Source organism: Nitrosomonas sp. Nm51 (genome assembly GCF_900111165.1).
Classification (GTDB): Bacteria; Pseudomonadota; Gammaproteobacteria; order Burkholderiales; family Nitrosomonadaceae; genus Nitrosomonas.
Map to the genome: position 1 here is coordinate 40,413 of NZ_FOGH01000005.1, position 12,036 is coordinate 52,448.

At 43.7% G+C, this 12,036-nt stretch carries 13 protein-coding genes; 4 read left to right on the forward strand and 9 right to left on the reverse strand.

Annotation, left to right across the window (positions count from 1 at the left end):
* Positions 1-102: 102 nt before the first annotated feature.
* On the forward strand, positions 103-621 hold the full coding sequence (yjgA, locus tag BMY60_RS03430; RefSeq protein ID WP_256250656.1) for a ribosome biogenesis factor YjgA: 519 nt from the start codon (positions 103-105) through the stop codon (positions 619-621).
* Between the two features lie 22 nt (positions 622-643).
* Here yjgA and BMY60_RS03435 read toward each other — a convergent pair whose 3' ends face one another.
* The 9 genes from BMY60_RS03435 to coxB all read right to left on the reverse strand — a co-directional run bounded on the left by BMY60_RS03435 (position 644) and on the right by coxB (position 7,798).
* Positions 644-874 carry a hypothetical protein gene (locus tag BMY60_RS03435; RefSeq protein ID WP_090331230.1) on the reverse strand — a complete coding sequence of 77 codons (231 nt, stop codon included), beginning with the start codon at positions 872-874 and terminating at the stop codon, positions 644-646.
* A 150-nt stretch (positions 875-1,024) separates the two neighbouring features.
* Positions 1,025-1,918: a heme o synthase gene (gene cyoE / locus BMY60_RS03440; RefSeq protein ID WP_177166565.1), complete on the reverse strand. Its 894-nt coding sequence runs from the start codon at positions 1,916-1,918 to the stop codon at positions 1,025-1,027.
* An 86-nt stretch (positions 1,919-2,004) separates the two neighbouring features.
* Positions 2,005-2,547: a hypothetical protein gene (locus BMY60_RS03445; protein ID WP_256250657.1), complete on the reverse strand. Its 543-nt coding sequence runs from the start codon at positions 2,545-2,547 to the stop codon at positions 2,005-2,007.
* A gap of 13 nt (positions 2,548-2,560) precedes the next feature.
* Positions 2,561-3,283: an SURF1 family protein gene (locus BMY60_RS03450; RefSeq protein WP_090331235.1), complete on the reverse strand. Its 723-nt coding sequence runs from the start codon at positions 3,281-3,283 to the stop codon at positions 2,561-2,563.
* A 151-nt stretch (positions 3,284-3,434) separates the two neighbouring features.
* Positions 3,435-4,292 carry a cytochrome c oxidase subunit 3 gene (locus BMY60_RS03455; RefSeq protein WP_090331236.1) on the reverse strand — a complete coding sequence of 286 codons (858 nt, stop codon included), beginning with the start codon at positions 4,290-4,292 and terminating at the stop codon, positions 3,435-3,437.
* A gap of 25 nt (positions 4,293-4,317) precedes the next feature.
* Positions 4,318-4,530 (reverse strand): DUF2970 domain-containing protein, encoded by a 213-nt coding sequence (locus BMY60_RS03460; RefSeq protein WP_090331238.1) that lies wholly within the window; start codon positions 4,528-4,530, stop codon positions 4,318-4,320.
* Positions 4,531-4,533: 3 nt separating this feature from the next.
* Positions 4,534-5,085, reverse strand: a complete 552-nt coding sequence (locus BMY60_RS03465) for a cytochrome c oxidase assembly protein (protein WP_090331239.1) — start codon at positions 5,083-5,085, stop codon at positions 4,534-4,536.
* A gap of 243 nt (positions 5,086-5,328) precedes the next feature.
* A complete protein-coding gene (ctaD, locus tag BMY60_RS03470; RefSeq protein ID WP_090331241.1) occupies positions 5,329-6,915 on the reverse strand; it encodes a cytochrome c oxidase subunit I in 1,587 nt (528 codons plus the stop codon).
* Between the two features lie 13 nt (positions 6,916-6,928).
* Positions 6,929-7,798 carry a cytochrome c oxidase subunit II gene (gene coxB, locus BMY60_RS03475; protein ID WP_090331242.1) on the reverse strand — a complete coding sequence of 290 codons (870 nt, stop codon included), beginning with the start codon at positions 7,796-7,798 and terminating at the stop codon, positions 6,929-6,931.
* Positions 7,799-8,397: 599 nt separating this feature from the next.
* Between coxB and BMY60_RS03480 the strand changes: the two genes are divergently transcribed.
* The 3 genes from BMY60_RS03480 (at position 8,398) to BMY60_RS03490 (ending at position 11,972) form a co-directional block, all read left to right on the forward strand.
* Positions 8,398-10,041 carry a L,D-transpeptidase family protein gene (locus tag BMY60_RS03480; RefSeq protein ID WP_090331244.1) on the forward strand — a complete coding sequence of 548 codons (1,644 nt, stop codon included), beginning with the start codon at positions 8,398-8,400 and terminating at the stop codon, positions 10,039-10,041.
* A gap of 75 nt (positions 10,042-10,116) precedes the next feature.
* Complete coding sequence (locus BMY60_RS03485; protein ID WP_090331246.1) at positions 10,117-10,716, forward strand: peptidoglycan L,D-endopeptidase MepK; 600 nt, start codon at positions 10,117-10,119, stop codon at positions 10,714-10,716.
* Between the two features lie 488 nt (positions 10,717-11,204).
* Complete coding sequence (locus BMY60_RS03490; RefSeq protein WP_090331247.1) at positions 11,205-11,972, forward strand: flagellar brake protein; 768 nt, start codon at positions 11,205-11,207, stop codon at positions 11,970-11,972.
* Positions 11,973-12,036 lie beyond the last annotated feature (64 nt).

The window sequence follows — 12,036 nt, forward strand, 5'->3', positions numbered from 1 at the left end:
AAGGTTTGAGTTGTCGAATATAGCTGGTTAAACCTTTATCGAAGCGATATGATAAGTGTGTGGACAATCAGTAAATTTTTTCTGTATTAGAGAATAACCGGCGTGCAAGACACTTTTGATAAAACCGGCAATGGCGTGGAGAAACCGAGCAAGACGCAACGCAAGCAAACCATGCACGCGCTGCAAAAAATCGGGGAGCAGCTGACTACATTGAGTGATAAACAACTTGATGATTTGAATTTACCGGACAACTTACTTGAAGCCATCTACCACATCAGGCAAATCGGCAAATTCGGCGCTCGACAACGGCAATTACAGTATATTGGAAAATTAATACGGCAAATCGATATTTTCCCAATTCAGGACAAATTGAATGCATGGCAGCAAAAATCCTTACACCAAACTGCTTTAGTACACCTGACCGAACACTGGCGTGAACGAATTCTATCCGATGCTAATGCATTAACAGAATTTGTAAAACAGTTTCCAGCAACCGAAATTCAGCAAATTCGATTACTGGTGCGAAAAGCACACAAGGAAAAAAACAGCGACAAACCGCCGAAGAGTTACCGCCTTTTATTTCACGCATTGCAAACGGCGATTAAAAATGCACAAAACTAGACTCTATCCATATGAATACTGGTTAATCCCTTATTTCTATACTGAATTTTGCCGCGTCAAGTATCGACCATAGGTGGATAACCCCACCAACAACCGCAGGAATGATCAATGCTGCAAAGAAATAATTAATACTGACAATAACAAAAAACAAAAACGCAGCCAGTGCACGCCCTTGTACGAGTTGACCCAAGCCTGGAATCAGAAAACTGCATATTGCTGCGAGCACGTTTCCACCAGATCCCTGCTTTGTCATAATACGCGATACTTTGTCAGGAGTACTGCTTAGGTACATACAGCCGAGAGACAGCGCATTCTGCCCATGTTACCTAATAGCCAGTACAATAGTAGACATAAAGACAGAGACCACAGCCTTTACAACCATGGCCTCCGATGATTTCACCATTTAGAAATAAAAATAATGGTCTACCAGCAGCGCTACAAACAGCAATGCAAGGTACAAGATTGAATAACGAAATGCTTTTCGTGCCAATTGATCGCTGTAATTACGGTAAATTTCAATAGCGTAGTACATAAATACCACATTTAATGCAATGGCACTGATTATGTAAATCAACCCGCTCATTTGAGTGATATAAGGAAACACGGTAATGATGCAAAGAATGATTGTATATAACAGCACATGCAATTTGGTAAACTGATCGCCGTGCGTCACAGGCAACATTGGCATACCAATTGATGCGTACTCATTCTTTCTGTAAAGCGCCAGGGCCCAGAAATGCGGTGGTGTCCACGCGAAAATAATTAAAAACAACAGCAATGCATCCGCTGTAATTTCACCTGTCACAGCAGTCCAACCTAAAACCGGCGGCATTGCACCGGAGGCACCACCAATAACAATATTTTGCGGTGTTAGCGGTTTTAAAATAATCGTATATATAATTGCATAACCGACAAAGGTTCCCAGCGTCAGCCACATCGTCAGTGGATTCACCCATTCATACAATACAAACAGGCCTATACCGCCCACAATTGTCAGAAAAAAGAGCGTTTCTGGAACACTGACTCCTCCTTGTGGCAATGGACGGCCTTTCGTTCTGGCCATGATTGCGTCCATTTTATGCTCAACCAGACAATTCAAAGCTGCAGCCGCGCCAGCGACCAAAGCAATACCAACGGTTCCGAAAAATAATGCATCAATTGGTACAGCGCCTGGAACGGATAAAAACATTCCAATCACGGCAGTAAATACAATTAAAGAAACCACTCTCGGTTTTGTTAACCGATAAAACTGTTGTATACGTGATGCAGTTTCATGCCATACTAGACTCGTTGCCATTTTATTCATCTCCTAAATTCTCGACGAATTGTACTATCAATTCAAACGCTTAATTTGGTGGTTGTTAATTTCAGTTTTCAATAAAATTACATGTGTTCATCGTGAGACACCTGTAATAACCGCTTGATATCATCGCTCATTTTTCTCGGATCAAGCGCTTCAGGGAAACGCATCATTAAATTCCCATACGGATCTATTAGATAGATATGATTACGCTGCGCTTCCCTGGTGGGTATTTGATCAAGCAGTTCGCTATCCCGTGCATTGACAATCAAAGTACCACCATATTCTTCCCATAATCTATCTTCGACTGCGACATTATCATCGACCAGCCACAACCGTTCTATTCGATGCATATCCTTGTTTTGCATTGTTCTGATCTGTCGCATGAAATACAGTTTTTGCTGACATTCCTGATCGCAATTGCCTGAATCAACAGTCAGCATCACCCATTTCCCATGCAGATCCTTGATTCTAAGTATAATATTATCATTTTGTGTTACGCCGCTGCCTGTCAGTTTCTGTAGGCCCATGAGTTCACCGTAATTCATGGTGCTACCGGGCCGATAACCCGCAAAAAAAAGCGCGTATGAAATAATGACTGGTGCAAGCAGCAACACTCCAATCATTACAAATTTAATCCTATTGGATCTTTTTGTTGCCTCGTCTAACATTTAACACCAGAAAAATAATGATTGTTGTTATAGCAAAAGCAAACCACTGGATTGCATAGCCGATATTCCTGGAAGCGCCTGATTCGGGTTTATACCAATCTCGAACCAAACCATTGCTAACTTCATCATCTTGTTGAATCATGATCGGCTGCATTGCCAGATTGGTTTGTTGCTGAAAGTGTTCTAAATTGAAATTGGCCCAAACGATTCCTGAATTATCAGGTTCACCAAGTTCAAGTATTTTCAATTCCGGCGACACGACAGTACCTGTTATTATTACTTCTCCAGTGATCACAGGCACCCTGGGCAGTTCAGACCTATCATATTCTGTTGGCACCCACCCCCTGTTAATCATCACATGCCACTTACTATTAGAAATTTGTAAAGGTGTCAGCACATGATATCCTGCCCGCCCTTTATACGTCTTGTTATCCAAATAAATTGTAAATTCGGAACGGTACCTTCCTCTTACTTCTACCTGACGATATAAAAAATCTTCCAGTTTAATACGACTATCCGGAATATTAACTACAGGCTCTTTTGACAGTTGCTCCAGTTGTGCAAGCCGCTCATTTCTTTCAGCAGCCCGTGATAGTTGCCACTTTCCTAATTCCAGAAAAACAACGACTAAACCCGCTGTAACAATCCAAGCCCAGAGCTTAGGCTTAAATTGATAACCCTTAAAAGTCATAATTCATGTTGCAGCGGGAATATTTTATGATCGGCCTTGTTTTAAAGGTTTATATATCAAGTAGATTCCAGATTTTTACATCAACACTACAAAACCGGTATTAGCTATGCGGACAATGTAAAAACTGGAATTTTACAATAAAAATATCTACTTATAACAGATATACAAATATAAACAGACCCAACCAGACCACGTCTACAAAGTGCCAGTACCAGGCTACACCTTCAAAGCCGAAGTGTCTTTCCGGTGTAAAATGTCCTGCAGCACACCTGAAATAGATAACAAGCAGCATGATCGTTCCAAGTGTCACATGGAAACCATGAAATCCGGTGAGCATAAAGAATGTTGAACCATAAGCACCTGTATCCAGTTTCAGATTCAGATCATTATAGGCGTGCACATATTCATACCCTTGCAATCCCAGAAACAGCGCGCCAAGGAAAACTGTTGCCAACATCCATTTCTTAAGCGCATCACGCCGACCTTCTTTTAAAGCCCAGTGAGCATAAGTAACGGTCACACCTGAAGTTAACAGAATCAGCGTATTAACTGCCGGCAAACCCCAGGCACCCATTGGCGTAAATGCTTCATGCTCTCCAGGCCCAGTGGTTGGCCATCCGCCTTCATACGCACCCCAGAAAGATTGGCCTAAAACCTGGCTTTCATCAGCCAGCCATGGAATCGACAAAGTACGCATGTAGTACAATGCGCCAAAAAAGGCAGCGAAGAACATAACTTCCGAGAAAATAAACCATGTCATCCCCCAGCGGAATGATTTGTCTACATCCAGGCCGTATTTTCCACTCTCACTTTCAGCGGCGACAGTACCAAACCACCGAAAGCACATATAAATAAGAATCGCAAAGCCAATCGCCAAAAAACCATAGCCAAGCTCCATTTTGTTCACCGTTAACGCTGCGCCAAACCCCATGAATAAAAGCGCTGTTGACCCGATAATCGGATACGTTGACGGGGTTGGTACATAATAGTGACCCGTTTGCTGACTCATTCTTACCCTCCTAGTTCCAAATTTTTCAATTCAAGTTTACAATTATTTTGACCAGTATCAGAATACTAACCACAAAAAGCATTGCTCCGATTAGTCCACCGATAATTACCTGAGCAGGTTTTAAGTTTGCAGCATCATTTTCCAGATCACTTTGTTTTCGAATGCCCATAAAAGCCGCAATAACAGCTTTTGCCACCTGTATGAATACAGTAGATGTAGTTCTTTCGTCTTTAGTCATATTTTATTTTTCATTGATCGCAGGCGTGCCTACGGGAAGCTCAAAAAAAGTATATGAAATTGTGATCGTATGAAATTCCTTAGGCAAAGTCGGTTCAATTACGAATTGAACCGGCATCTGCTTGACTTCTTTTGGTTTCAAAACCTGCCTGGAAAAACAAAAACACTCGAACTTTCGAAGATGCTTGTCTAAAAACCGTGGACTATAGCTCGGAATCGCCTGTCCTGTAATTTCTCGATCCGAATTATTAACAATTTCGTACATCACTTCCACCGGCTCCCCAGGATGAATACGAACGCTGCGCTGAAGTGGCTTGAAATCCCAGGGTAAACCCCGAATATTTGCATCAAGCTCTATCGTAACCCAGCGTCCGGTATCTGTTTCCAGTTCTTGAGTCAGTGTGTCAGGCTGCAACAGATTATTAATCCCAGCTACTTCGCAAAATTTTTCATAAAACGGCACCATTGCATAGCCAAAAACAAACATGACAACTGTAAAAATTAACAGCTTTTTCATCATTGTCAGATTATTTTCAACTTTATTTTCTGTTGCCATCTTATTTTTCACCTGTTCACTTCTTTATCTGCTACAGCGCTAACTTTACAGATCAGTTCAACGCATTCTATACAACAGCTATTTCCTTAATGCGATCCATTAATACAGAGTGTTTTCCCTTACAGCTTCATATAAAAGAAAGCGCCCAGATATAATGCAATCACTATAACCAGCAAAACAACAGCCGTTTTAATCTTTCTACGTTTCAAATCTGCTTCTTCTGACATACGATTCTCTTCGGTTTTATTTAACGACTGGCGGTGTTTCAAAACTATGATATGGCGCTGGTGTTGGCAAATGCGTCCATTCTAGAGTTGTCGCGCCTTCCCATGGTTTTTCCGGTGCCGGTTCTTTGCTGCGAATACATTTGATGACAATGTAAACAAACAACAATTGTGTCAGACCAAATCCGAATGCGCCGAGACTGGAAATCATATTAAAATCGGCGAACTGCAGGGCGTAGTCTGGAATTCTGCGCGGCATGCCCGCAAGCCCCAGGAAATGCTGAACAAAAAATGCCATGTTAAAGAATATCATCGATAACCAGAAATGCAATTTACCCAGCGTTTCATCATACATGTGCCCCGTCCATTTTGGCAGCCAGTAATAAGCACCGCCAAACAACGCAAACAATGCGCCAGAAACCAATACGTAATGGAAATGCGCTATGACATAATAGGTATCCTGTACTTGAATATCAATTGGCACAATCGCGCAGATAACACCACTGAAACCACCGATCACAAACAGGAAAATGAAGCCTATCGCAAACAGCATCGGCGTTTCAAAGCTCATTGCCCCTCTCCACATGGTCGCCGTCCAGTTAAATACCTTAACTCCTGTCGGCACTGCAATCAGCATGGTCGCATACATGAAGAACAGCTGCCCTACGGTCGGCATGCCAGCGGTAAACATATGATGTGCCCACACAATACAAGACAGAATTGCAATGGAGGCTGTTGCATACACCATTGAAGAGTATCCAAACAGCGGCTTGCGTGAGAATGTTGGAATGATCTCAGAAACAATACCAAATGCCGGCAGAATCATGATGTAGACTTCCGGATGACCAAAAAACCAGAAGATATGCTGGAACAAAACTGGATCACCACCCCCGGCAGCATTAAAAAAGCTTGTGTCAAAATGACGGTCTGTAATCAGCATTGTCACTACACCCGCCAGTACCGGCATAGCCAAAACCAGCAGATACGCTGTTATCAACCAGGTCCATACAAATAACGGCATTTTCATCAGCGTCATACCCGGCGCGCGCATATTCAGAATGGTGGTAATAATATTAATAGAACCCATAATTGAAGAAGCGCCCAGAATATGTACCGCAAACAACATCATATCAACACCGAGACCACCTTGCGTTGACAGCGGCGGATAAAATGTCCAGCCACCCGCGGCTGCGCCGCCCGGCACAAAGAATGATGAAATCAATAATAGTGCCGCCGGAATCAACAACCAGAAGCTCCAGTTATTCATACGGGCAAACGCCATATCGGGTGCACCAATCATCATCGGTACCTGCCAGTTAGCAAAACCCACAAACGCCGGCATGATGGCACCAAATACCATAATTAAGCCATGCAATGTGGTAAATGAATTAAATAATTCCGGTTCAAGGATCTGAATACCCGGCTGGAATAATTCGGCGCGAATACCCATCGCCAGAAAGCCGCCCGTAAAGAACATTGTCAGACTGAACCACAGGTACATTGTACCAATGTCCTTATGGTTGGTCGTAGTTACCCAACGCATAATGCCTGTTGGATGATGGTCATCATGCCCGTGACCATGCACGTCGCCATGTACTGCTGCCATAAGTTATCTCCTCTTAATTATTTTCAGAATCTTTTTCTGCTGCCTCAGCCACATCGACATCGTCCGCTGCCGATGCTAAATTGACCGGATTTTTTTTCATACTTGCCAGTTTTTCAGCTGCCCATTCCGAATAGGCGTCCTCTTCCAAAACCTCTACCACAATCGGCATATAGCCGTGATCCTTGCCGCACAATTCGGCACATTGCCCACGGTAAATACCCGGCGCATCTGCCGCAAACCATACGTCACGAATAAACCCCGGAATCGCATCCTGCTTGACACCCAACGCAGGTACCCACCAGGCATGTATCACATCATTAGCCGTCAAAATCACACGCACTTTTTTGCCCACCGGGACGACGACATGATTATCGACTTCAAGCAGATAATTTTCTCCTTTCGCCTCTTTGTTTTCCAGTTGCGCTCTGGGTGTTGAGAGCTTACTGTAGAAGCTGATACCCTCACCCTCGCCCTGCAGGTAATCATAGCCCCACATCCACTGATAACCGGTTGCCTTAATCGTCATATCCGGGCTGGATGTATCTTTCATAGCGATGACAGTCTTGGTTGCCGGCCATGCCATTACTATAAGAATGAAACAAGGAATTACTGTCCAGATCACCTCTGCTGTAGTACTGTGATGAAAGTTTGCCGCCTTGTAACCCAGTGACTTGCGATGTTTTAAGATCGAATAAAACATGACACCAAACACAACAACAAATATAGCCAAACAAATCCACAAGAGCATGATATGCTGATCATAAATATCCTGTGCAATCACACTTTGCGGTTCTTGAAAGTTATATTTTGACCCCACCGCCATGCTTGAGTACAAAGCTAGAGCGGCTACCCCCGCCAGGGTTGCTACTAATTTATTTCTCATATTTTCCCCCACATGATTATTACTAAATTTTGATTCCAGGCATCACTTTTTGCGTCACAAACCCGAACTTTCAGGTTCAGCCAATAAGCGTAAGTGTTGCGCCGCAATCTCATCCTGTAAAAAAATAACCATACTATGATCGACTACAACTACATTTCTTGGCCGAATTTTATTGTTATCCGCAACTTAGATTTTCTCTGTCAGAGATAACTTATCAGTGTTTCTAAATTGAACGGAAATTCTAGCATGCTGCAGTGCCGCTAACAAGGGAAAATCATGATTTTTATAGCAATATTCCCCTGTTTATAAAGTGGTATTGTCTATTTTGGCAGTGTAACAAAACCCTGTTGACAACCTGATAATTCCACTTTTTTCGCTTCTGGCACCGTCTTCAGTTTTGCCGATTTGCAGAAAAATGCTGATTATACAAAAATGGCGATACAGATATTGATTACAATTTCAATCTAAGTACATCGTAACAGGAAAATATGCAACAGAAACCAATCTTATTCTTCTGTTGCACGCAGCTATTTTTCACGTACAGTAGAATAAGCTGAGTATTAACCGGGGCACTCCTCACGTTTTAATCCTTTCAGGATATGCAACATATACCATTACATTTTAGTATTTTCAGTGGGTTGATCGGCTTACTCTGCGTATCTTTCAGCTATGCAGTGCCGCCAAACCCGCAACTCCTCCACCATGCGCTGGAAACATTTGTGTCTGAAAGGCTGGATGGCGCTGTATACAAGAACGACAAACTGGCAGCCCTGCAGACGTTTTATGCGGAAAGAAATTACCGCGCTGCATGGACAGATTCGAGTGAGCAGCTGATACGGTTGAAAACCGCGCTGTCTTTTATCGCAACCGCTGAAAATGAAGGACTGGACAGTCAATACTATCATTTGGGCCGGTTAACGCAGCTGTTGGAAGGACATGCATCATCGACCCGCTTCGAACTCGAATTTCTGACAACACTATCACTCATGCAATTTGCGAATGATCTATACCGTGGGCGATTTACCGCCTCCGAACTGGATCCGGACTGGCATATTCCACAACAGACATTCGATGCTGCCGACTTCTTACTATCTGTGGACGACACTGACAGCCTGAAACAATCACTCATGCGTCTGGCGCCGGGTATACCAAGCTATCATTTGCTCAAACAGGCACTGGCCAAGTTTCGCAAACTGACCGCACATAATGTGACCTGGCAACGTATCCCGGAAATACCACTGCTGCGGCCCGGCGAGTCTCATCCGGCCGTACCGCTTATCCGCGCACGTATTGATCAGGCTTACGTTATACACACCAAACCGGAATACAATTTGCCTGCATCTTCCGGAAAGAAAGCAAACAGCACGTTATACGATCGCAACCTGGTCAATGCCATCAAAACATTCCAGCTGCAGCACGGTCTGAATGCAGACGGTATTATCGGTAAACATACATTAAAAGCACTGAACAAAACACCCGCCGAGAAGATACAGCAACTGCGCATCAATATGGAGCGCCTGCGCTGGCTTCCACGCGCAATGGGCAGCCGTTATCTGCTTGTAAATATTGCCGGATTTCAGCTCGCCGCAGTGGAAAACGGGCAATACACACTCGATATGCGCATTATCGTCGGACGTCATTATCGCTCAACACCCAGTTTTAACAGCCGCATTACACATATGATTATCAATCCGTACTGGAACATTCCTGCCAGCATTGCCCGCAAAGACCTATTGCCCAAGCAGCAAAAAAACCCGGATTTTTTCACAGCGCAGAACATCAAGATTTATTCAAGTTACGCATACAACGCAAATTTGATACATCCGGATAGTATCAACTGGCAGACGATTGGGAATGGTTTTCCCTATTTTCTGCGCCAGGAGCCTGGTATACACAATGCATTAGGCGCCATTAAATTCATGATGCCCAATCCTTTTAGTATTTATCTGCACGACACACCATCCAGGACTTTGTTTAGTAAGGATATACGCACCTTCAGCTCGGGTTGTATTCGACTGGAAAAACCACTGCAACTGGCTGAATTTGCGCTACAAGAACGGATGACGCAGGAAGCGCTGAATGCACAAATCGATACCGGTGAAACCAAACAGATCAACCTGCCAAAGCCGCTGCCGGTCTATATTGTGTATCTGACCGCCTGGATAGACAGCGAACGTTCAATACATTATTCACCGGATACGTATCAAAGAGACAAGCGGGCACTTGCGCTTACAGGCTGGTAATAGCATGCATATGCACATTGTTAATAATGGAAAACCATGATAGGGTGCTGGCACTCTAAAAAAGGAGAACCTTGAATGTCAACGCGTCTACTTTCTCAAATTCACTCAGCTTCATCCAGGATAGCTAATAAACCGGGTTTTGATCGCCGTCATTTTTTGAAAGCAGGAATCGGCGCATGCGCACTACTGACCATACCACATGTGCACGCAGCCCCAGTTGAATTAAGTGAACGAAAACTGGCTTTTCTGAACCTGCATACAGGCGAACGTATTGATACGACCTACTGGGCGCAAGGCCGGTATATTTCAGAAGGCTTAACGGCGATCGACAACGTTTTGCGCGACCACCGCAGCGGCGAAACGTACGAAATTGACCGCAACTTGCTCGATATGCTGCAACTGCTAAGCTACAGAATGAGCGCCAATAATGAATTCCATGTGATTTCCGGTTACCGTTCCCCCGCCACCAATGCACAATTAAGTGCACGCAGCAATGGTGTTGCGAAACGCAGCCTCCATATGCAAGGCAAAGCTATCGATCTGCGCATGCCTGGACGCTTGCTTTCCGATCTGCATAACGCGGCATTGTCACTACAGGCAGGCGGTGTCGGCTATTACCCTAAATCCGATTTTATTCATATTGATACTGGACATGTGCGCCAATGGAAGGGATAAGACATTAATCCAGCGGTTATGACGGACTCAGGAGTCGTTCATAAATGACTGTAGCACCTGGATCGCATCTGGCGGGCACATTGCGGCGTTGTTCGTCGTCGCCATAGCTTGTGCCATGACTCATCCTCTCGCCTTGCATTGCATCCCGCCAGACGCGCCCAATTGTCACACTTGTTTATTCGCGGCTCCTTAGCCTACACTTCAGTATGACCGGCGAAACGAAACGACTCATCGTCAGCCTTATAAAATATTTCCAACAAGGCATTCCTCATTACAAAGTTGCTCAGGCCCTGCCGCAACGCACAAAACATATCTATTGTTTTAGCTAAAACTGCCGTTAAGCAAACGGAACGCATTAATTACGGCAACAATGCAGATGCGTTTGGAGATTTGTATGTACTCGGATTTACTCGGCGCACGGCTGAATATCTAGTATCTTCTTCTCCAGTTCCTAATTGAAAACTAGCTTTATCAGGAGCAGCAACGGCATGCGTTTATTCGAAACCATCAATGATGTAGAGAAACCATCAATTACCAGCAAAGACAGCAATTCTCCAGCCCATAATGAACTGACTGCAACTGATGACAGTATCTTTTCTTTTAAAGACCTGCAGTTGAAAGTCAATGACAAATTGCAGATTCAACTCGCCTCGGTGGCAAAAAAGTCGTATAACCCTACAGGGATTGCATATTACTCAACCAGACTGATTGGATACTACCAAAATTACGGATTAATGGTGTCAGAGCCTCGCTCGGCGAAAATTAATGAATATCCGCTTTTTGAGAGCGACGAATTATTTATTTTCTATTTCAATGGGCAAACACTTTTCAAATTTGCTTCTTATGTCGAAAAAATCATAACGCTACCTTTCAAGTATCTGCATTTATCCTTTCCAAAACACATTTCTGGCAAGCAAATCCGTAAATCCAAGCGTATTGGCGTAAATATTGAAGTGACAGTTAACAATAACCCTTCTCCTGCGATTATCACTGATATCAGCACAACAGGAGCAAAAATTGAAACGAACCAGGAAATAGGCAGTTTTAACGCGGCCGTAGACCTCGCTTTTGAAATCAGTCTGCATGGATACAGTACCAAACTGCAATTAAAGGGAAATGTCCAATCATTCAACATATCCCATGAAAACGCACAGAACCCATTATGTTACGGTATCAAATTCACTTCTTTGCAACACAATCAGAAGCTGCTTTTGCAGAATCTGATTTATCAGAAACTGATTAATGAGCTCTACTAGTCATCAAATAGCACACTGCCGGTTTTGAGCGTACGGCGCGGATAATCAGTAAATCTTAGCACGC